General features: G+C 71.0%; 13 protein-coding genes and 1 riboswitch. Of the genes, 4 read left to right on the top strand and 9 right to left on the bottom strand.

Going from position 1 to position 22,387, the window contains the following annotated elements; translation table 11 throughout:
• Positions 1–2: 2 nt before the first annotated feature.
• From JJ691_RS08110 to JJ691_RS08080, 7 genes are all read right to left on the bottom strand, one after another.
• Positions 3–1,475 carry a glycosyltransferase family 39 protein gene (locus tag JJ691_RS08110; protein WP_211768167.1) on the bottom strand — a complete coding sequence of 491 codons (1,473 nt, stop codon included), beginning with the start codon at positions 1,473–1,475 and terminating at the stop codon, positions 3–5.
• Positions 1,424–3,727 carry an SDR family NAD(P)-dependent oxidoreductase gene (locus JJ691_RS08105; protein ID WP_211768166.1) on the bottom strand — a complete coding sequence of 768 codons (2,304 nt, stop codon included), beginning with the start codon at positions 3,725–3,727 and terminating at the stop codon, positions 1,424–1,426. The genes JJ691_RS08110 and JJ691_RS08105 overlap by 52 nt, the downstream gene beginning before the upstream one ends.
• Positions 3,724–5,115: a cytochrome P450 gene (locus tag JJ691_RS08100; RefSeq protein ID WP_211768165.1), complete on the bottom strand. Its 1,392-nt coding sequence runs from the start codon at positions 5,113–5,115 to the stop codon at positions 3,724–3,726. Before JJ691_RS08100 ends, JJ691_RS08105 begins: the two co-directional genes overlap by 4 nt.
• On the bottom strand, positions 5,112–7,778 hold the full coding sequence (locus JJ691_RS08095; RefSeq protein ID WP_211768164.1) for an SDR family NAD(P)-dependent oxidoreductase: 2,667 nt from the start codon (positions 7,776–7,778) through the stop codon (positions 5,112–5,114). Before JJ691_RS08095 ends, JJ691_RS08100 begins: the two co-directional genes overlap by 4 nt.
• Positions 7,775–10,705 carry an SDR family oxidoreductase gene (locus tag JJ691_RS08090; RefSeq protein ID WP_211768163.1) on the bottom strand — a complete coding sequence of 977 codons (2,931 nt, stop codon included), beginning with the start codon at positions 10,703–10,705 and terminating at the stop codon, positions 7,775–7,777. The genes JJ691_RS08095 and JJ691_RS08090 overlap by 4 nt, the downstream gene beginning before the upstream one ends.
• Entirely contained in the window at positions 10,702–12,156 is a 1,455-nt protein-coding gene (locus tag JJ691_RS08085) for an acyltransferase domain-containing protein (protein ID WP_211768162.1), read from the bottom strand. Before JJ691_RS08085 ends, JJ691_RS08090 begins: the two co-directional genes overlap by 4 nt.
• A gap of 298 nt (positions 12,157–12,454) precedes the next feature.
• On the bottom strand, positions 12,455–14,080 hold the full coding sequence (locus tag JJ691_RS08080; protein WP_211768161.1) for a M4 family metallopeptidase: 1,626 nt from the start codon (positions 14,078–14,080) through the stop codon (positions 12,455–12,457).
• Between the two features lie 349 nt (positions 14,081–14,429).
• Positions 14,430–14,536, top strand: a riboswitch (guanidine-I (ykkC/yxkD leader).
• A gap of 59 nt (positions 14,537–14,595) precedes the next feature.
• Here JJ691_RS08080 and JJ691_RS08075 point away from each other — a divergent pair.
• The 4 genes from JJ691_RS08075 to JJ691_RS08060 are packed head-to-tail and all read left to right on the top strand — an operon-like array spanning position 14,596 to position 19,479.
• A complete protein-coding gene (locus JJ691_RS08075; RefSeq protein ID WP_211771347.1) occupies positions 14,596–16,116 on the top strand; it encodes an amino acid permease in 1,521 nt (506 codons plus the stop codon).
• Positions 16,113–16,820: a DUF1989 domain-containing protein gene (locus JJ691_RS08070; RefSeq protein ID WP_211768160.1), complete on the top strand. Its 708-nt coding sequence runs from the start codon at positions 16,113–16,115 to the stop codon at positions 16,818–16,820. Before JJ691_RS08075 ends, JJ691_RS08070 begins: the two co-directional genes overlap by 4 nt.
• A gap of 35 nt (positions 16,821–16,855) precedes the next feature.
• Positions 16,856–17,455, top strand: coding sequence for an urea amidolyase associated protein UAAP2 (locus tag JJ691_RS08065; protein WP_211771346.1), 600 nt, complete (start codon positions 16,856–16,858; stop codon positions 17,453–17,455).
• Entirely contained in the window at positions 17,452–19,479 is a 2,028-nt protein-coding gene (locus JJ691_RS08060; RefSeq protein ID WP_249227765.1) for a 5-oxoprolinase/urea amidolyase family protein, read from the top strand. Before JJ691_RS08065 ends, JJ691_RS08060 begins: the two co-directional genes overlap by 4 nt.
• 46 nt (positions 19,480–19,525) lie before the next feature.
• On the opposite strand, the gene atzF is transcribed toward JJ691_RS08060, so the two are convergent.
• On the bottom strand, positions 19,526–21,226 hold the full coding sequence (atzF, locus tag JJ691_RS08055; RefSeq protein WP_211768159.1) for an allophanate hydrolase: 1,701 nt from the start codon (positions 21,224–21,226) through the stop codon (positions 19,526–19,528).
• Positions 21,227–21,312: 86 nt separating this feature from the next.
• A complete protein-coding gene (locus JJ691_RS08050; RefSeq protein ID WP_211768158.1) occupies positions 21,313–22,329 on the bottom strand; it encodes an NlpC/P60 family protein in 1,017 nt (338 codons plus the stop codon).
• Between the last annotated feature and the right edge of the window lie 58 nt (positions 22,330–22,387).

Genomic DNA, 22,387 nt, shown 5'->3' with positions numbered 1-22,387 from the left:
GCTCAGCCGTATGGTGCGATGTTCTCGAACAGCGGCCACATCGTGGACCAGCTGGCGCGGGGACCGGTGCACAGCTCGATCGGCTTGCCCTGTTCGGGGTTGGCCACACCATGGCGGTTGTCGGCATGGGCGACGATGATGCAGTTGGTGAAAGCCTTGGACAGCACCGAGTTGGCGACACCGATCACGACGGCGGTGGTGGTGCCCTCGGGCGGAGTGGCCCAGGCGTGCATGGGACCGTATCCACTGTAGACGTTCGGGACGTCGTAACGGTCCAGGGCGCCGGTCTCGCCGTAGTTGCCGGCGATCACGATGGATCCGGGATGGTCGCGTTGCACGGCCTGGACTTGGGCGGCGAGCTCGGGCCAGCCGATGGAGTCCATGACGATGAGGTCCATGCCGGGCAATGGTGTCGACCCTACGACGCTGAGTGGCACGATGGCCAGACAGCTCACGATGGCCACGGCGGCGTTGCCGCCGACGGCGACGCCGACCAGCAAGCGGCGGGCGGCGGAGCGGGACAGCCAGTGTTGGATGGCGACGCAGCCGGCGACGAAGAGCAGCAGCATCAAGGGAAACGCGTAGTCGGGGCGACCGCCGGTGATCAGTACGACCGCACCGCAGACGACGGCGGCGGCCGGCAGGGAACGTAGCGCGGGTTGACGGAAGAGCCAGCTGAAGCCGGCGATCCAGATCGGCGCGAGCGTCGGCCCGACCAGGAGCAGCTGTTGGAAGGCGAACTCGCCGCGGTACCGGTCGCCGAGGTCACCACTGAGCGCGCCGGCCATGGTCAGCTGGGGAAAACCGGTCACCGCCTGGTAGATCAGGTTCGGCGAGGCGACCACCACGGCCAACGCCATGGCCAGCCACAGCCACCGGTCCCGGAACACCCGACGCGGGCCGACGACGACCAGCCCGACCAACACGCCGAACACCAGCAGCACGATCAGGTACTTGTTATAGGTAGCCAGGCCCGCGGTCGCGCCGGCGGCCAGCCACCACCGACCGTCGGACCGACGCAGCGCCCTGATCACGAACAGCGAGGCAGCCATCCACAGTGGAATGTCGAAGGCGTTGGTGAACAACACTGTCGCCGAACTCAGCGTGAACGGGCCGAGCCCGGCACCGATCACGGCGAGCAGCCGGGTGTCGGGGCGGCCGCCGAGTTCCCGCGCTATCAACCAGACCAGCGCCAGCAGCACGGCATAGGCCAGCGCCGCCGGCATCCGCAGCGCCCACAACGTGTCCCCGAACAGGCTGGTCGACGCGCCGGCGATCAGCGGGGTCAGCGGCGGCTGGTCGACGTAGCCCCAGGCCGGATGCCCACCGAGCAAACGAAAGTACAGCTCGTCGACGAAGTAGCCGTAGCGGCAGTCGCGCACCAGCACGACGGCGACCACGGCCACCCCGACGCCCGCGGCGATCAGGTCAGCTCGGCCCAGAGGCTGACCCGACCGTCGGTCGATCCCACCCACGTCCGCCCGCCGTCCGGACTCCGCAGCAGGTCGACCCGCTGCGCCCCCGGACTGACCAGGATCCGTCGGACGCGCAGTTCCTCCTCGGACCCCGTCGACCGCACGATCGCTTCCACGGCGGCCGGCGAGATCCCCGGCGCCGGCGGGAACGGGGACGTCCACAGGTCGGACGCCGTCACTGCCGGCACCTGGATCCGCGTCTCCGCCCAATGCGGATACCCGAGCGCGAGTCCCCGCCAGGACAGGCGTTTCGCCGCCGGCCGCGGCAGTGGCGTCGTCTTCCCGTCGAACGCCGGCAGCGAGGGCGGGTCCTCCCGGTACACCAGCCGCACCGAGCCCACGGCTTCGCCGTCCGCCCTGGTCACGGTGATCGTCACGGTCCACCCGTCCTCCTCCTGTCGGCCAACGGCTTCGGTGGTGAGTTCGTCGCCGAGCTTGAGCGCCGGCAGTCGCACGGTCAGGTCCCGCAGCTCGGCCAGGTGCTGCAACGGCCAGCCCTCCGGCACGACCCAGTCCCCGATCGCGCAGACCTGTTCCACCAGCATGGAAACCGGCAGCGCGGGCGCGCCGTCCACGCGGAAGTCGGCCAGGCACGGATGCGTGTCCGCCCGGTGGTTCACGCTGCTCAGCAGCCGACGGAACGGCTCGAACTCCCTTACGGTGCCGAGGAAGTGGGCCAGGGCGTGCAGCCGCGGCAGGTCCGGATGCCCGGTGAACAGCCAGAACCCGCGGAGCTGGGTCGGCACCAGCGCGCTGCCGATCTGGCCGATGAACATCACCTCGTCGGAGCCGGCCGCGTGGATCTCGTCGATCCAGCGGCGCACGCCGTCCTCCGGGGCGATGGTGGAGACATAGCGCACGGCCGCGTCGTAGTTGGCGATCACGCCCAGCCGCTCCCAGGTCGGCCAACACAGCGTCTGCACGGGCAGGCCGTGCGCGTCGCGGGCCCAGAAACCCAGTCGTGCCAGCGCCTCGTTGCCGGCGGCGTAGTCGATCTGCCCGATCATGCCGCCCATCCGGCCGGCCAGCGAGCCGACGTTGCAGAACGACTTGAGCGCGGCCCGGCGCGACGGCTCTGCCAGCACCTCACGAAGCAGGTTGGCGAACCCGGTGACCTTCACGTCGACCGTGCGCACGACTTCCTCAGCCGGCTTGAGGTCCAACCGTTTCGGCTCGTCGATGCCGGCGTTGTGCACCACCACGGTCGGCGCCGGGATGCGCGCGAACAGCTCACGCACCTGACCCGCGTCGGTGCAGTCGCAGGCCTCGTAGGAGATCCGCAGCCCTTCAGCCTCGGCCGCACTCAGATTGGCATACACGTTCCGGAGTTCGACCTCGCGCCGGATCCGGTGGCGCACGGCCCGAAGATCGGCGGTGGTGCGAGCGGCCGAGATCCGGTCCCTCTGGTCCTGCTCGTACGCCGCGTCATCGCAGGTCAACCAGTGCTCGCCACCAGGAAGCGCAGTTCGCCCGGTGACCACGACCCGACATCCGAACCGTTCAGCGAGCCCACGGGCCAAGGCGAAGCCAACACCCCGAGCGCCGCCGGAGATCAGCACCACGTCGTCGGCAGCCAGCGTGAACCGGGCCGGGCCGGTGGACTCCCGGCGCGCGGTCAGCGCATACCGGGTGCCTTCCCGATGCCCGATCTCGAAAAGATCCCAAGTGGACAGTTCGGAGACAACGATCTGACCAAGGGAAGCCAGGTCGTCGACGTCCACGACTTTCACGGCGAGCGTGGGCAGCTCGCGTGGCAGGCACTTGGCCAGGCCGGCCCAGATCCCGCCTAACGGCTGTCCCTGGCCGGCGTCACGGTAGCCCATCAGGCCACCCATGGCCGTCACCACGAGGTAGCAGCAGCGATCGGCCCGGACCTCGGCGTGCCACTCGCCATACCGGTGATGGATCGCCTCGGTGGTGCGGGCAATCGCCGCCCGCCACTCACCGCCGTCCATTGTGTACTCACGGCCGGTGACGTTGAGGTCGATGATGCCGTCCCACGGTGCCGGCTCAGGCGTCACGTCGGGACCGGCCTCGTCGACCGCCGCCCCGGCCGTCCGCAGCGCATCGGCCACCTGCGCCACCAGCGACGGCTCGTCGCCGAGCACGAGCAGCCGACGGCCGGCCACCGGCGTCGCCGGCCCGTCGAGCGCGGCCGGCACCGGATGCCAGGTGAGGCGGTGCACCGGCCGTACGAAGGAGTCCGTGTCGAACGAGACGAGATGCGGGCGGATCGGCTGGAGCGTGGTCACCGGCGCTCCCGGATCACCGCGTGCACGCCGTCAGCCGGGTACATCGTGATGAACGCGGCCGGCCGCACCGCCGGCACGCTGGCCAGCTGCAACCGGAACCGCTGGCTGATCATGGCGACGGCGGTGATCATCGTGGCCATCGCGTGGTTCTTGCCGATGCACATGCGGCGACCGCCGCCGAACGGGAAATAGGCGAAGCGGTGCCGGGTCTTGGCCGAGTCGTCCCGGAACCGCGACGGGTCATAGGATTCCGGGTCAGTCCAGTGCTCGGGCGAGCGGTGCGTGCCGTAGGTCGACAGCAGCACCGTCGAGTTGGCCGGCACGGACCGGCCGGCCAGCTCCTCGCCCTCGATGAGGTCGCGCGGGAACTGCCACACCGGCGGGTGCAGCCGGATCGCCTCCTCGATCGCCGAGCGGACCACCGGCAGCCGCTCGCGCAGCTGCGGCGTCGGCAATGCCCCGCCCAGCACGCGGTCCACCTCGTCCTCGACTTCGGCCCGCACGTGCGGATGCCGGGAGATCTCGTACAGCGTCCAGGCCAGCGCCTGGCCGGTGGTGTCGGTGCCGGCGAGCAGCAGCGTGCGCAGGTTGTCCTTGATGGCCTGGTCGCCGAGGCCGGAGGCCAGCAACAGACCGGTCGCGTCGGCGCCGAACTCCCCGGTGCGCCGTCGCTCAGCCAAGACACCGTCGATGATTCCGTTGAGCACCTTGTGCGCCCAGCGCTTCTCTCGCTGGTACGCCGTCGGCAGGAAGCTCGGCAGCAGCTCGTTCAGGCCGTAGATCGTGCTGGTGTACATGACCCGCGACGCGATCGCCGCCGCCCGGGCATAGCCCAGCCCTGGCACGGAAAGGTCGCGGCCGAGCAGCGCCTGACCCATCGTTCGGGTCGAGATGTCCATGACGTCCGGCGCGATGTCCACCACGGCACCCTCGTGCGCGGCGGACTCCCACCGGCGCAGAATCGCCTGTGTGGCCGGCACCGCCTCGGCGGAGTCGGCGTCGACCTGAGTCGGGGCGAACGCCGGCTGCACGGCCCGGCGGTGCACGCGCCACTCCTCGTGGTTCAGCGTGAGCAGACCCCGGCCCATGAAGCCGAAAAAGCCGTTGTAGAGCTGGCCGCGGCGGGTGTTGTCCGGGTTGGTGCGCAGCACCCGCTCGATCGCGTCCGGCTCCGTGACCTGCACGAACGGCTTGGGCAGCGACACCGCCACCATCGACCCGTGCTCCTGCTGCATGCGCAGCGTGTACTCCGGCGGGTTGCGGAAGTAGGTCGCCGCCACACCGATGACCGGGGCACCCTTCGGTCCGCGGGCCACCGGGCACGCCGCGCCGCGATTGCCGGTCACCGGGCAGCCCGACGGCACCGCCTTCTCCTGCTCGACCGTCACTGGATTGCCTCCGTCTGCTCGGTGCGTTCGCCACGGTCGAACCGGGCGCGGTCGACGAACTGTCCGGTCTCCTGGTCCACGTAGCCGACGATCGCCCCGACCACGTCCTTCACCTGCAGCAGCACATCGCCGGACGCCGACACGGCGATCGAGCGGTTGTCCGGCCGCTCGTCCTCCAGATCGATGTCGATCGGCGTGACATACAGCTCGACGGCTTCCGGCGAAGCGGCCAGGCTCGCGTCCGTGTGCCGGCCGTAGAGGTCGATCCGGCGGATGGTGCGCGGGATCGCCACCGGCGTCCAGCGGCCCTCGACCAGATCGAGCACAGCCACCCGCACCAAGCCGTCCAGCAACACCGACGGCACGATCAGGTCCGGGAACCAGCGCTGCACAGCGGCTTGGTCGAGGTTCAGCCGGCCACGCCGGCCGAGCGGGTGCATCCGGGTGTCCGAAGTGGACTGGAACACGTCTCGCAGCAGCACCGCCGAGCCGGGCACGTGGTACGGGTCGATCATCGGCCGGCTGCCGTGGTCGTCCCAGTGCTCCCAACGCGGCGACGGAGTCGGCTGGTCCCGCATCCTCACCGTGACGGAGAAATGCAGCCGGTCGTGTGCGAGCACCGTGCCGTTCGGGGCGACGAGTTCGCCGAGAATGCGCACCTCGACGACCGACTCCACCTCATCGGCGTGCACCAGCCGGGCGTGGATCTTCTTGGTTTCGCCGCGCCCCTTGCGATACACCCGCAGGAACGACTCCAGACGCAGGTTCTCGAACACCACCGGCACCCGGTCGGGCACCAGCGCGCACGCCGCCTCGGCCGCGAGCTCCGGCACGAAGGTGCCCGGCAGCGTCGGATAGCCGTGCACCTGGTGCAGATCAAGGTAGCCGTCGCGGTCCAGGCTGAACGTGCGCGTCGCGGTCAGCTCGTCGCCGTCGCGGGTGATCTCGTCCAGGAACGGGAACTTCTTGTCCTGGCGGCAGAACTCCAGATAGTCCGGCAGTGCGGCGGAGATCGCCGCCCGCTCCTTGTCGCCGTAGTACACCGACATCGTGTCGGGTGTGGCGTTGCCCAGCTCGGCCAGGAAGTGCGCCACGCCCTCGTCGGTCGGGGTCGCGGTGAACTGGTCGCTCTTGGCCAGGAAGGTGCGCATGATCGGAGTCGCGCCGAGGCCGATGTCCCGCCACAGCGTCCAGCCGATGGTCCACTCGCTGCCACCGGCGGCCGAGTACAGGAAGTCGTTGGCCGCCGCGTAGTCGGTCTCGCCGATCTGGCCGGTGAAGCCGACGAACGACCCGAAGTTGCACCACCGCTTGGGCAGTCGGCCGGCCAGCGCGGCCTTGAGGTTGAGATAGGTGCGCAGCTTAAGGTCCCGGACTGCGCGGAAGTCGTTGAGCGACTTGGTCTTCACGTCCGAGGCACGGTTGGTGCCGGCGATGTTGAGCAGCAGGTCGATGTCACCGGGAACACCAGCCATCGCAGCACGGACGGCTTGCTCGTCCCGCAGATCGCACCGCAGGTAGGCGACGCGGTCCGGGCCACAGTGGCGGGCCAGCTCGGTCAGCGTGGCCCGGACCGTCCGCGCCTCCTGGAGTTTGTCGAAGCGTGCGTTGGCTTCCGGCACCGGGACACGATTCGGGCCGGTGATCAACTCGCGGATGAAGTCGGCCCGCTGCGCCGCCGCCTCGGCCACGCTCACGTCCAGCAGCTCCGACGGGTAGCCGTCGAGTCTCGTGCTGCCGAGGATCACGATCCGGGGCCGGTACTTCTCCGCCATCGCAAGGAGAATCGGCGCACCAATCCCCCGCGCACCACCGGCCGCGACAACCAACGCATCCTCAGGCAGGGCCGGAACCCGTTGATGCGTAACGGCTTGTTCCTTGGCCCGAACGGTGAGCCGCCGCCCACCGGCGTGCACGACCACCGGCAGCAGGTGCTTGGCCCCGAGCTCCGCCGCTGACACCTCGAACGCCTCGGCGCCGCGTTCGTGCAGCGTAGCGGCGATGGGCACCTCAGGCAGTTCCAAGGCGAGACTCTTCACGAACCCGGTGAACAGGCCGGTGAACGGCCTTGGCTTACCAGTGTCGTCGACGCCGTCGAGGATCGTGACCAGGTAGGACTCCAGCCGTTCGGCGCAGGCCCGGGCCACCAGGAAGGCCGTCTCGTGCAGCTTGAGCAGTTCACGCGCCGCCGCAGACCAGGACGCTGTCCCCAGCTCCGGTGCACTGTGGTCCACCACGACCCGAATGTGCCTGGGCCGCAACCGATCGAGCAACGCCGCCAAGGCGCCCTCGGAGCAGTCGTCCGCCGTGGTCCGTACCGTGCCGGGCAGCGCGATCCGCGAATTGGTCAGCACCAGGACACCGGCCGGGAACATGCCGGGGGAAAGCCGGACCGTGGTCAGCGCGGCCGGGGCCAGCGAGAGAACATGCCGGTCCAGCAAACGGTCCGGGATGGGTGCGGCTGTCGTGGTGGTAGAAGTGCGGTCGGTGGCAGGGGTGGCGGCGGGGGCGGTGGTCGCGGTTGCGGTGGGCCTGGTGAACGCCAGGGATCGTGGGCGGCCGTCGGCGTCCGGGCGGAGGCCGAGCCGCAGGGACGGGTTCGTTCCGCCGAGCCAGGCGACGAGCTCGCGTGCGCCCTCCGCGCCGAGGAAGGTGCTGCTCATCGGTCTTCCTCCTCGGTGAGCTCGGCGAGGATCGGCAGGCCCTCGGCCTCGGCCAGGTGCCGGCTGGTGACGGCGAACAGGAAGGCGCCCTCGCCGATCGGGGTGTCGGGGGCGGTCAGGGCCCGCAGGCCGGCGAGACTGTTGCCGTTGACACCGGCGACGAGGGCGATGTCGATGTCGCCGAACTCCAGGTAGCGGGCGGCGGTGGTGAAGGCGTCGAGCAGGGAGGCGCAGCCGCCGTCGACGGAGACGTTGAGGCCGCGGTAGTCGAAGTAGTTGCACAGCCGGGCGGCGATGACGTTGGGCATCTCGCCGGGGAACGAGTCCTCGGTGGGCGCGGCGATCAGCTCGGCCGCGGACTCACGGAGCTCCTTGAGCAGCAGCTTGAGCTGCTCCGAGCCGTCCAGAGCGCCCCGGTCGAGGTCGTCCAGATAGGCCCGAAGTCCGTACAGGGTGGCGTTGCGGGTCGGACCGGTGTGGCCGACGACCACCCCGACGGCCGCCTTGTGCCGGTCGCAGGCCGAGCGGACCTCGTCGGTCAGCCGCTGCATGCACTCGACGATCATCAGCTGGGTGCGGTCGGTGGCCCGGACCGTCGAGGCCGGCAGCCGCAGCTTGCTGAACGGCGGCTGCGGGTACTTCGGGCCGAACGAGTCGGCCACGTCGCGTCCACCGGAGGCCCAGTCGGCGATCTGAGCGAGGTCGTCCGCGCCCGGCAGGTGCGCCGACCAGCCGACGAGCACGGGCCGGCCGGCCTGGCGTTCGCCGTAGCCGAAGCGGCTCGGCCGGCCCGGCCGGTACTCCTGGACGAGCATGTGGGCATTGGTGCCGCCGAACCCGAAGCCCGAGACCGCTGCCGTACGGGGCCGGTCCGGTCGGGCCGGCCAGGGCACCGGCAGCGCGGGGATGGTCAAGTTGGTGGTGGCCAGCTCGAAGCGTTCGGGGGCCTCGGTGAACCGGTGCTGGGCCGGGATCACGCCGTGCTCCAGAGCCAGCAGCGCGTGGATCACCGACACCACACCGGCGGCCCAACCGGTGTGCCCGATCAGCGACTTGTTCGACGTCACCTGCACCGGATTCGTGCCGGCGTAGGCCGAACGCAGGGCCAGGAACTCCGCCTCGTCGCCGGCGGGTGTGCCGGTGGCGTGGGCGATCACCCAGTCGATGTCGGCGCCGGCCGTGCCCGACTTCTCGAAAGCCCGGGAGATGGCCAGTTCCTGGCCGCCGGTGGACGGCGCGTAGATCGCCTTGCCCCGGCCGTCCGCCGACAAGCCGGTGCCGGCCAACACACCCAGCACGCGGTCGCCGTCGGCCAGCGCCCGGGACAGCCGCTTGAGCACGACCAGACCCGCGCCGTCGGAGAACAGCACCCCGTCGGCGGACCGGTCCAGCGCCCGCACGGCACCACCGCGGCTGAGGCCCTGCACCTTGGCGAACAGCACCGATCCGCTTGGCGCCAAGGCGAAAGCCCCGCCGCACAGCGCGACGTCGGCCCGCCCCGACACGAGTTCCCGCACGCCGATGTCGATGGCGTACAGCGACGAGGAGCAGGCGGTGTCGACCATCAACAGCTGGGAGCCCGCCGGCACCAGGTCGTGGAACGCCGCCTCGCCGATCTTGTGCGGGATCGGCGTCACCCCGCCGTCCCCGCCGTAGGGCAGCCGGTTCTCGGCCAGCCCTAACGTTTCCTCGCTGTCCGAAGTGGACAGCAGGGTGCGGCGCACCAGCGATTCCTGGAGGTGCTGACTGCCGTCCGGGGTGTAGCCGACGCAGACGCTGAACCGGTCGTCCTCGCCCGTGCGCACGCTGTCGAGCGCCTGCCACGCGCAGTGCCGCAGCCATCGGGCGGTGAACTCCAGCTCCAGATCCTCGGCGGTCAGCTTCGGGTGCGGGCGGAAGTCGGTGATGAAACCCGAACGGGACTGGTAGGTCTTGTCCGGCGCCTTCGGGTCCGGGTCGTAGAAGCTGTGCAGCGGCCACCGGTTCGGCGGCACGTCCACGAACAGCTCCGCCCCCTCGTTCAGCAACGTCCAGAACTCGTCCGGGTTGGACGCCCCCGGCACCGCGATGCCCATGCCGACCACGACCACCGGGTCGGCCCTGTTCTCGGTGGTCGCGGGCTCTCCGGCCGGCGGCGGCGCCGGCTCGGGGTCGGGCGACATCGCCCGGTGCAGCAGCGAAAGCCCGCCGTCGGCCAGCACGACCTGGCCGGTGATCCACCGGGACCGCGGCGACGCCAGCAGCAGCACCACGTCCGCGAGGTCGGCCGGGTCGGCGAGCCGGCCCATCGGGGTCGCGTCGAGGGTGTTGGCGCGGACCGAGTCGAAGCCGGGGAACATCCGCCCCACCGGGTTGTCGATGAGCCCGGCCGACGCGGCGTTGACCCGGGTGCCCTCGGCGGCGAACTCGGCGGCCAGGTATCGGGTCAGTGCCTCCAGCGCCGCCTTGGACACGCCGACCTGCAGGTAGTTGGCGGGGGCATGGCTCGCGCCCATCGAGGAGACGTTCACGACACAGCCCGCGTCCGAGCGGGCCAGCAGCGGCCGGGCGGCGCGGGCGCACCACAGCGCGCCCTTGACGTTGGTGGTGAACGCCTGGTCGAGATGTTCCTCGGTGAGGTCGTCGAAGGCGGCGAACGTGCCGGCGGCGGCGTTGTTGACCAGGATGTCCAGCCGGCCGTGGTCCCGCTCGATCTGGTCCATCATGCGCCGGACCTGGTCGGGCTTGGCCACCGAGGCTCGCAGCACCTCGACCCGGTGGCCGTGGCCGGTCAGCTCGGCGGCGAGCCGCTTGGCGGCGTCGTAGGAGTGGAAGCAGTTGATCAGCACGGTGGCGCCGGCCTCGGCCAGGCCGCGCACGAGGTGCGTGCCGACGCTGCCGGCTCCCCCGGTGACCAGGGCGATCCGGCCGTGCAGTTCGGCGCTCATCGCGCGGCCGGCAGCGACTCGCGGACGAACTGCACGACCCGGCCGAACGTCCGGTACTCGCCGACCCGCATGCCCTCGGGGCGCGGACCGAGCTCGAAGAGCTCCCCCACCCGGGTCATCAGCTCGGTCTGCTTCACCGAGTCGACGCCCAGGTCTGCCTCCAACTCGGCGTCCGCCTCGAAGACCTCCTCGGGGTATTCCAGGGCGGTCGCGTACAAGGCGCGGATCCGGCCCTCGATGTCGCCGTAGTCCGGCGTCGGAGTGACGGCCACGAGCGGTTGCGGGACAACGGGTTCGGCGGTGATCGGCGCGGGGCCCACCCAGGCGGGAGCGGGTGCCTGCGACACCACCGGCACGACCGGTTGCGACGCGACGGGCGAAGCCGGCTGCGGCGCCACCGGCACGATGGGCGCGGCCGCCGAAACAGCGGGAGCAGCCATCGGGACCGTTGAAGTGGCGGGGGCGGAGGGGGCCGCCAGGTCCGTCCGGGCGACGCCACCCAGGAAGATCGCGGCGTCCTCCAGCGGGGAACCCTTGCCGCGCAACGGGGTGAACACCGTCGAACCAGGGTGGGCGGATCGCACCAGGTGGGTGAGCGTGCCGCCGGCACCCATCTCGACCCAGATGCGGGCGCCGGCGTCGTGGGCGCGCTTGATCGAACCGGCGAACGTCACCGGCGTGACCAGATGCGAGGCCAGCAGGTCGGCGAGGTCGTCGCGCTCGCGGTAGTACCGGCCGAGGATCGGGGAGAACACCGGAATACCCATGGCCTGCGCGCGGTGCCCGGCGATGCGTTCGGCGAACGCCCGACGGGCCGGCTCGAGCAGCGCATTGTGGAACGGATGCGGCGACCGCAGCCGGGTGGCGTTGATGCCGATCGCGGCGCTGATCTGCTCGATGCGGCGCAACGCGTCGTCGGTGCCGGAAAGCACCGTCTGGCTCGGCCCATTGTCCACCGCGACTGTGACATCGGCGGCGGCGAGCAGGTTCGTGATCTGCGTGGCCCGGTCGCGATCGCACGCCAGGGCCACCATCGCGCCGCCGCTGGTGTCGAATTCGCGGAGCGCGGCGATCCGGTGCAACACGATTCGCGTGCCCTCGGCCACGGTCAGGGCACCGGAGCAGACCAGCGCGGCGATCTCGCCGAGGCTGTGTCCCATGAGGACCTGCACGATCGCGCCACGGCTGCGCAGTGCCTCGAACACCGCGACCGACGTCGCGAACGTGGCGACCTGCAGCATGTCGGGATCGGCGGCGAACAGCTCGTGCTCGCCGCGGTCGCTGGCCAGGAAGTCGGCCAGCCGCCGGCCCAGCGTCTCGGCCGCGATCTCGTCGACGGTGTCGGTCACCGCCCGCGCCGCCTCGTCGCCGCGCAGACCGGCGAGGCATCCCGACTTGTAACCGCCTTGTCCCGGAAACAGCCCGACAACCGGCTCCATGGGCAATGCCATTTGACGGTCCCCTCAGTTGTTGTGGGTCGCGAGCCGATTCTGCTGTCCCGGCGAATGCGCTACGGGCGGCTCGTTGTGATCGACCAGCTCAGGCTAGGGGGTCGGCACGTGTGATTCTTCCTAGTCCTGAAACCGAGGGTCCGTTCGGTGGAAACCATTCGACCGGCCATGTTCCTGTCACCAGGCCATCGCCTTTTCTGCTACGGAAGCAGTGGTGGCGGGCACTGCTCCGCCGGAGTTCCGGCACGCGCAGCAGCGGGGGCGGCCACCGCACAGTGGCCGCCCCCGCTGTCCGAGGTCAGGCGTTCTGGTTCAGCTGGGTGGCCTTCACGGCCTTCGCCACCTGGGCGCAGTCGTCGGCGGTGGTGCCGGCGACCTTGGTCCGGACGTTGCTGGCGCACGCGGTGTTCAGCGCGTTGCCCAGGTCCTTGAACGTCGCGGTGGACCGCAGCAGGTTCTCCACCTTCCACCACAGGGCGATCGACTTGTCCTCACCGATGCCGCGCACGGTCTGCCCGTTGAAGGTGTCGCCGTCGGTGATCAGGTAGTCGGTCTTGCCGACGACCCCGGCGTCGATGTGCTCGTCGCCGTCCGGGCCGGCCCAGTACTGGCCGTTGACCCGGTCTGGGCTCGGCCCCTCGCCGGAGTTGGCCGGGTTGCGCATGTCCCGCACCTGGCCGAGGGAGGAGCCCGCGCCCAGCAGCCAGCGGTTGGCGCCGGCGGCGTTCGGGTCGTTGGCCTTGATGGCGATGAACTTGCCGAACACGTCGGACATGCCCTCGTTGATCGCCTGCGCGTAGCCGCCGGCCAGCGCGGAGGTGTGCTGGGTGACGCCGTGGGTCAGCTCGTGCCCGGTGATGTCCATGGTGGTGACGCCCTCACCGAAGGCCATCTGCTCGCCGTCCCAGAAGGCGTTGGCCCACGGGCACTGCTGCCGCCGGACGCCGTCCCGCCCGGTGCTGATCTCGCACATGCGCACGGTGCCGCGCAGGGCCTTGCCCTTGCCGTCCCCGTAGTTCGCGCCGATGCTGGCGGTCAGGTCGTAGCCGGCGTACTTGCTGTAGAACGACTGCGCCGCACCGAAGTAGTCGTAGACCTTGTTGACGTCGGTGGTCGCGACGGCGGCCTGGCCCTCGCCCCGGGTCACCCCGAACGCGTGGCCCGCGCCGCAGCGGATGTCGGCCTCGGTGGCGGTGTCCAGGTCCACGACCTTGCGGTTGGCGTCGCACACCACGCGGTTGGCCGCCTGCCGGGTCTCGCCCCAGACGGTCAGGACCTGGTTGGTGTCGGCGCCGACGACCACCGTCCACTTGTCCTCGGGGTCGGCCCCGTGCACCGGCACGAAGTACGCCGGCACGGCGGTGGCCGGCGCGCCGTCGGTGCCCAGGCTCGCGTCGTACCAGTAGTTCTGGGCCGCGTCGGCCCGCAAGGCCTTGGCAGCGCTGTTCTTCGCGGCCACCGCTGCCACCGCTGACTCCCCGGCCTTGGCCCGCGCGGCGGCGTCCTGAGCGGGGAACGCGCCGGCGCTGCGCTGGGTGGTCTTGCCGACCGCGGCGAGCAGTGCGCCGGAGCCGTCCAGGTCCTGCACGACCTGCGCGCCGAACACCGGCACGCCGTTGATCTTCTGCTGGAGCCTGGCCACGCTGCCGCCGGGCACCGGCCGGACGTCGGAGAGCACCAGCTCGCCGACCGACAGCCCGAACTGCTTGGCCAGCCGCGTGACGTTCGCCTGGGCGGCGGTGGCCGCGCTGGCGCCGTGCGGGGCGGCGACCGGGGCGGCCGGCTCGACGGCGATGACCCGGCCGGCACCGTCCGTGCTGAGCTGGTCGGTCGCCGCCGACGTCGTGGTGGCGTCGGCGAGCCCGCCCGCGATCAGCGAGGACGCGGCCAACGCGGCCGCCAGGGCGGCTGTTCTGGAGAGCATGTCGGTGGAACCTTCCGCAGGGAGGTCAACTGGCGTGACCCGTGCGGAAATCGTGAGCGATCAGCGGAAACCGTTTTAGGGCAGAAAGTAGGCCGCGCACCCGCCGAACGGCGGGTTGTCACGGTAGTCCGATGTGCCGGAAAGGCCCCTTCGGTGACCACCGGGGCCGTGCTGTCGGCCGACCTGGCGCCGGCCGCCTTCGACGCCGGGATCTTCAACTTCCAGCTCCCCATGTGAACACGATGTGACGCAGACCGTCGCCAGCGGGCCGCTGCCGGTACGCGGTGTTCACACGGGCGACCCGGTCACGACACGGTGCGACGGTGCACTGATCAGGACCCGCGGCGGCGCGGGGCGCGTCTAGGGTTCCGCCGCGTTGCGGGTCTGGTCCGAGAGACGCAGGCGGTCCGCATCGGAGTCGGGACCGTTCCACGGCGGGAGAAAAGCCCGGGAGGCCAATGGCCCCGGACTGCGCGCGTGGGCGGGGCCCGCACGATCCGGAGGCTGTCGTGAGCATGACATCCATCGACGCGGAGCCCGGCTCCGCCACGGACGCGGGGGACCTGTCCACCTTCGGCTACGGCCAGCAGCTGCGCCGCAAGATCGGCGGCTACGGCTCGTTCGCCGCCGGTTTCTCGTTCGTCTCCATCCTGACCACCGTGTTCCAGCTGTTCTTCTTCGGCTTCGGCTTCGGCGGCCCGGCTTTCTTCTGGACCTGGCCGATCGTGCTGGGTGGCCAGCTGCTGGTCGCGTTGTGCTTCGCGGAGCTGGCCGCCCGGTACCCGATCTCCGGCGCGATCTACCAGTGGGCGACCAGGCTGGGCGGCCGGATCTGGGGCTGGACGGCCGGGTGGCTGATGCTGGTCGCCCAGGTCGTGACGCTGGCGGGCGCGGCCATCGCGCTGCAAGTGGTGCTGCCGCCGGTCTGGTCCGGCTTCCAGCTGGTGCCCGGCGACAGCTCGCTGACCAGCCTGACCGGCGCCGCCAACGCCGTCGTGCTGGGAATGCTGCTGTTATGTGTCACGACGGCGGTGACGGCGACCGGCGTGCGCCTGATGTCCGTGGTGAACAGCGTCGGGGTGGCGTGCGAACTGGTCGGCGTGACGCTGCTGTGTGTGGCGCTGTTCAGCCACGCCGAACGAGGGCCGGGTGTCGTGCTGCAAGCCCAAGGCACCGCCGGACACAGCTACCTGTGGTCGTTCGCGGTGTCGGGCCTGATGGCCGCGTACGTGCTCGTCGGCTTCGACAGCGCGGGCGAGCTGTCCGAGGAGACCCGCGATCCGCGCCGCACCACTCCCCGCACCATCCTCCGGGCGGTGCTGGTGTCCGGTCTCGGCGGTGCACTGATGCTGCTGGCCACGTTGATGGCGGCGGGCAGCGTGACCGACGGCAGCCTCGGCGACCCGGCCCGCGGCCTGCCGTTCGTGCTGACCGACCGGCTCGGTGACACGCTGGGACGGGTGTTCCTGGTCGACGTCGCCATCGCGGTGTCGGTATGCACGCTGGCCATCCAGACCGCCGCCACTCGAATGGTGTTCTCGATGGCGCGGGACGGCGTGCTGCCCTGTTCCGTCGGACTGGCGAGCGTCAACCGCCGCACCGGCACGCCGGTGCGGGCATCGGTCCTGGTCGGGGTGCTGGCGGCGGCGCTGCTGCTGGTGAACGTCGGCAACCCGGCGCTGTTCACCACGCTGGCCAGCGTCTGCATCATGCTGCTGTACTTGGCGTACCTCATGGTGACGCTGCCGTTGCTGGTCCGGCGGCTGCGCGGCGGTCTGCCGCCCCGAGCGGGCGAGTTCAGCCTGGGCCGCTGGGGTGTTGTGGTCAACGTCCTCGCGGTCGCCTGGGGCGCACTGATGGCGGTCAACCTTGGCTGGCCACGGCCGGAGGTGTTCGACCCGGCCGGCGGGCACCTCTATCTCCAGTGGTTCGCACCGCTGTTCTTGCTCGGCTCGCTCGCGGTCGGTGCGCTCGCATACGCGACGCGGACCCGCCGGCCCGCCGTTGCTCTGCTGGCCCTGGACGGTGCCGAATGAGCGAAGTGCTTGTCTCCCATGAGATCCCGGCCGGCGCCGCATGGTCGGTGCTGGTGCGCGCGGGCCGGGAGCTGCGGCTCACCGCACTCGGCCCAGGTGCCAACTGCTCGACGCTGCTGTACGCCGCCCAGCACCCGGTCGACCGGCTGAACGTTCCCGACACGCTGAAAGCGCAGATGTCGGCCGTCATCCGGCCGCCGATGGTGCTGATGTCCGACCGTGGCCTCGCGCTGTGCTCGGTCACCGGGTCCTCACTCCCCTGGCACGACGCGCTGTGCGGCCATTCCACCGACGCGCAGGTGGCCCGCTTCGGGCCATCCAGCTATCAGTGGGACGGCAACGCGTGGCGGCAATCGGCCCGCGCCGGGCTGCTCTCCGAGTTGCGCAAGCATGGCCGGGACACCGCGGACCTGCACGGGTGCGTGAACTTCTTCGCCAAGGCGGCCACGTCCGAGAACATGGCTGGCACGGTGACGTTCCAACCGGACCACGCGACCACCGGTGACTGGGTGGCACTGCGGGCGGAGATCGACGTGCTGGCGGTCATGTCCACGGCACCGCACCCGCTGGACCTGCACTGGAACCCGCAGCCCGTGCGGGCCGAGATCCGGGCCATCGAACCGGCTGGGCCGGATGACCCGTCGCGGATGTTCCGCGCGGAAAGCGAACGGGCCCTGCTGCTGGCCAAGGAGGTCCTGGCGTGACTGCGACCCAACTCGAATTCGACCCCACGACGGCCGTGCTGGACACCGTCGTCGACGCCGGAGACGGGTTCCTGGGCCGGATCCCGGCCGGCGGCACGTTCCGTATCGTCGACCTGCACGGCAATCAGGCCGTGGACACGCTCTTCTACGACGCGAACGACCTGGACAACCGGTACAGCGCCTTCGACACCGTGCGTGAGCAGGGCGCGGTCTATCTGACCACCGGTTCACGCCTGCTGTCGGTGCGGCTGGACGTGTTGGCCACGATCACCGACGACACCTGCGGCCGGCACGACACGCTCGGCGGCGCGTGCGCGCAGGAGTCCAATGTGGTCCGTTACGGCGAGCACACCCGCCACCAGCACGCCTGCCGCGAGACGTTCCTGCGCTACGGTGCGGCGGCGGGCATCGACGCCCGGCGACTCGGCCACAACATCAACTTCTTCATGAACGTCCCGGTGACCGCGGACGGCGGTCTCACCTTCGCCGACGGCGTGTCCGCGCCGGGCAAGCACGTCCAGGTGCGGGCCGAGCGGGACCTGCTGGTACTGATCAGCAACTGCCCCCAGGTCAACAATCCCTGCAACGGCTGGGATCCCACACCGGTGCGACTGCTGGGCTGGTGGTCGTCGTGACCGCTGTCCTGCACACCGCGACCTGTACGGTACTCGCGGCCGGCACCCAGACCACGGTTCAGGATCTGGCCGGCCGCAGCGGCCTGTGGGACGTGGGCGTGCCGCCGTCCGGGGCCTGGGACGATTTCTCCTTCGCCCTGGCCAACACGGCGGTGGGCAACCCTCCATGGGCCGCCGGTCTGGAAGCCGTGGCCACCGGCCCGGTCGTGCGCTTCGACCGGCGGGCCACCGTCTGCGTCACCGGGTCCGCGTACCAGGCCACGGTGGACGGACGCCCGCTGCGGCCCGGGTCCGTCGCGGTCGTCAACGCCGGATCGGTGGTCGACGTTGGCCCCTGCGGCGGTCCCGGGCTCAGGGCCTATCTGGCCATCGGGGGCGGCGTCGCGGTGTCGACGGTGTTCGGCAGCCGCGCGACGTTCCTGCTCGGCGGATTCGGCGGTTTGGACGGCCGGGCTCTGACAGCCGGTGACACGATCGCGTTGGGGCGTGAGGAAAACCTCGCCGCCCCGGTGGACGTGACGGCCGTGCTACCGACGCTGGGTCCGATGTGGACTGTGCGGGTGCTAGCCGGTCCACACGGCGCTCCTGAGCACTTGACCGACGATGGCGCGCTGGCGCTGTTGGCGACGACGTGGACGGTGGATCACCGGGCCGACCGCACCGGTGTCCGGCTGGTCGGGCCGCGGCCGCAGTGGGCCCGGGAGGACGGCGGTGAAGCCGGCCTGCACCCGTCCAACATCCATGACAGCGCCTACCCGATCGGTGGCATCATGCTGTCCGGCGACACCCCGGTCGTGGTCGGGCCGGACGGGCCCAGCCTCGGCGGTTTTGTCGTGCCCTACACCGTGATCCGGGCCGATCGCTGGATGTTCGCCCAAGCCCGGCCGGGCGACACCGTGCGGCTGGTGCTGGTGTCACCGGAGGAGGCCGACGCGGCCAACGCGGAGCGCGAAGCACTGCTGGTCAACCCGATCACGGCCGTGGCCGACGCCTTCGAGCGGTCGCTGGCCGGCATTCCCGCGCCGCGGTCGGCCCCGCCGGTTATCCGCCCCGAACTGTTGCGCGACCACGGATTGCTGCTGTCCCGGCCGGCGACCGCGGACGCCCCGATGGTGGTCGTGCGACGCGCCGGTGATCACCACGTGCTACTGGAGGCCGGTCCCCCGCAACTCGACCTGCGCGTGCGGTTGTGGGTGCATCTGCTGGCCAATGCGCTGCGCGACCGGGCCGTTGGCGGCGTGCGGGAAATCGTCGAGGGCGTGCGGTCGTTGTTGGTGCAGGTCGACCCCCTGGCCTGTTCGTTGCCGCATCTCGCCGACGTGCTGGACGAATTGGCCGGCGGCGTGCCCGATCCGGCCGCCGTCACGCTGGACGTGCGCGAAGTGACTTTGCCGATCGCGTTCGACCATCCGGCCGCGCACGAGGCGATGGCCCGCTACGCCCGGTCGGTTCGCCCGGACGCGCCGTGGTGTCCGGACAACGTCGAGTTCATCCGGCGGGTCAACGCTCTGGCCGAACGGGCCGACGTCTTCGACATCGTGCGGGACGCGACCTATCTGGTGGTCGGCCTGGGCGACGTGTACCTGGGCGCACCGGTGGCCATTCCCATCGATCCCCGACACCGCCTGGTCACCACGAAATACGATCCGGCGCGCACCTGGACGCCGCAGAACGCGGTCGGCATCGGCGGCGTCTACCTCTGCGTCTACGGCATGGAAGGCCCCGGCGGCTATCAGCTGGTCGGGCGCACTGTCCCGGTGTGGCGGCACGTGCCCGGTTCCGAGGAACGACCGTGGCTGCTGCGCCAGTTCGACCGGCTGCGGTTCCGGCCGGTCAGCGTCGAGGAACTGGCCGCCCTTCGAGCCGACATCCTCGCCGGTCGATCCACATTGGACACTCGGCCGGCGACGTTCGGTCTGGCCGAGATCTCCGTCCTGGAAAGGGAGCACGGCGAGGAGATCGCCCAGTTCCGGACCGCACGCGAGGCCGCGTTCACCGCCGAACGAGACCGCTGGCGGGCCTGAATCCCGAGCCGGGCCGCTGGGATCACTCCCGGCGGCCCGGCCGTCGTCATGACCGATGCGCGAGATACGCGGTCCACGACCGGTGGCGAGTGATGTCGACACCCGTGGCGGCGGTCTCCGGATCGCAGTGGAATCCGATGGCCTGGTCTCCGTTGTCCAGCAGCACCGGCCCCAGCGCCATCGGGGCGGGCAGGTGGGCGAGGAAGGTGCCGAGGGCAGCAGCCGACAACGTCCACCGCTCGCCGGCGAGCGCGGCTCCCCGGGCGGAATCCCTTACCACACCGGGCTTTGCCGGCTCGGTGCGCAGCGCGACCATGCGGTACTCCGGCGCGGTGCGCACCTCGCCGGCATAGCGGGCGCCGAGGTCGGTCAGCTGGTGGTTGAGCGGCTGGCCACGCAGGTGGGCACCGAAGACGACGAGATCGATGCCTCCCTTGGGATAGACGGCATCCAAGTGCTCGCCGGTCAGCTGGGCGGCGAGGTCGAGCGCGATCTGGTCGTCGAACGCGCGGGTGATGACACTGACACCGAACGGGCCGCCGTCCGCGCTGCCGGCCGGCGCGGCCACGGCGGCCAGGTCCAGCAGGTTGACGAAGTTGGTGTAGGTGCCCAACCGCGAGTTCACGCCGACCGGGTCGGCCGCCACCTCCGCGAGCGTGGGATGGCCGACGGTGGTCGGCAGCAGCAGAGCGTCGTGCTGAGCGAACACCGCACGGGCACCGGCCCGGTAGTGGTCGAGACGTTCGAGGTCGGCGGCCAGCTTGTGGGCGGGAATTTCCCGGGCGGCCCTGATGATGCCGGCGACAACAGAATCAGCGTCGGTGGGCTCGGTGTCGAGGAAGGCCCCGACGGCCGCGTAGCGCTCGGCGACAAGGGCACCGTCATAGAGCAGGCTCGCCGCTGCCAGCAACGGCGCGATGTCGATGGTGGTGATCACCGCGCCCTCGGCCCGCAGCCGGTCGACGGCAGCGTCGAAGGCAGCGCGTGCGGCCGGAGTCAGCGGGGCCAGCCCAGCCTCGTCTGGCACAGCCAGCCGCACCGGCTGAGCCGCCGCGAATCGGCTGTCCGACGGCCAACTACCGCTGCGGGGGTCAGCCGGGTCGGGCCCGGTCATGACGGTCAGCGCCGACAGGGCAACGGCGAGGGTGCGGGCGAAGACAGTGACGCAGTCGTACGGCCGGGCCGCGGGCACCACCCCGGTGGTGGGGACCAACCCGACCGTGGGCTTGAGACCCACGATGCCGTGCAGGGCGGCGGGAACGCGGCCGGAACCGGCCGTGTCGGTGCCCAGCGCGAAGTCCACGATGTCCAGTGCCACAACGACAGCGGACCCCGAGCTCGACCCGCCGGAAATCCGGTCCGGCAGCTCCGCGTTGCGCACCGTGCCGTACGGGCTGCGGGTCCCGACCAGGCCGGTCGCGAACTGGTCGAGGTTGGTCTTGCCCAGGCACAGCGCGCCGGCGTCCAGCAGCCGCGCCACCGCGGTCGCGTGCCGGTCCGGCGTGTAGGTGTAGGACGGGCAGGCGGCCGTGGTCGGCAGCCCGGCCACGTCGATGTTGTCCTTCACGGCGAACACGGAACCGGCCAGCGGCAGGTCCTCGCCGTCGGCGACCCGCTCGTCGAGGCGCTTGGCCTCGGCCAGCAGCTCCTCCTCCGGGCGCAGCGTGATCCAGGCCTCCGGGCGGTCGGTGTCCTCGAGCCGGCGATAGGCGGCACGGACGCGGTCAACGGCGTTCAAGGTGCTCATGCGGCCTTTCGCTGGGCGGGCACGGCCGAATCGATGATGACACCGCCGGCCGGGCCGTGGGCAGTGATCCTCACCGCCCCCACCGCTCAGGGCGTCACGAGCCGCCGGATCACCGTGATCGGGCCGATGGCGTCGATCGGACTGATCTTGATCGGCTCGCCGAAGGTCGCCGCCTGCACGGCCTGGTTGTGGTCCAGGGCCAGGGCCACGTGCTGGACCGGCTGGTAGAAGTAGATCAGGTCGCCGGCCCGGACGTCGGCCCGCGAGACCGGCTGGCCGACCTGCGCCTGGTCGGCGGCAACCCGGGGCAGCCCGATGCCGGCGGCCCGGTACGCGGCCTGCACCAGCCCCGAGCAGTCGTAGGCCAGCGGGCCGACACCGCCCCATTCGTACGGCTTGCCCAGCTGGGCGAGGGCGAACCGCAGCGCCGTGCCCACCGCGCCGGCCGGCGTCGTGATGTTCGGGGCGCTGATGCCGGTCTGCAGCATGGTGACCTCGTCCGGCGGCAGGGCGTTGAGCGCCGCCCGGACCTGGGAGACCTGCTTGTCCATGTCGGCCCGCTGGGCGGTGACCTGGTTCTCCAGGTCGGTCGCGGCCGTGGCCGCCTTGGTCGCGGCGGCCTGCTGCTGCTCCGCCGCCTCCCGGGCCTTGGACGTCTGGGCCAGGGTCTGGGCGGTGGCCGCCGCGACGGCGTCATCGGCGTCGTGCGCGAGGCCGGCGGCGATCGACGCCGAGGTGAAGTCGTCGGCGCTGGCGCTGTTCAGCACGGCCGCCACGCTGTTGGCCGGCACCAGCGAACGGAGTAACGCCGCCCGCTGCTTGCGGTCGGCCACCAGCTGGTCGGCCTGCCGCACCGCCTGCTTCCAGCTGGCGTCCGCCGCCTGGAACGCCGTGTTGGCCTTGTCCGCCCGCTGCCGCAGGGTCTGGGCCTGCTCCTGGGCCTTGAGCAGCTGCTCGTTGACCTTTTCGGCCTGGTGGCTGAGGTCGACGTAGTGGGCGATCAGGCCGGCCACGGTGGTCGGCGCGTTGTCGGCGTGCGCCGGTCCGACCGGCAGCAACGCCGCCCCCAGCGCCATGGCGCAGGCCACGCACAGCGTTCGCATGATCCCCCTGACGACGGTCCTCCGGCTTCCGACCATAGCCGATTCCGCGGCGTCGGCG

Origin of the sequence: Kutzneria sp. CA-103260 (assembly GCF_018263855.1) — a bacterium.
Lineage (GTDB): Bacteria > Actinomycetota > Actinomycetes > Mycobacteriales > Pseudonocardiaceae > Kutzneria.
The sequence above is the reverse complement of the archived record's forward strand: the minus strand, read 5'-3'. Positions and strand labels throughout refer to the sequence as shown.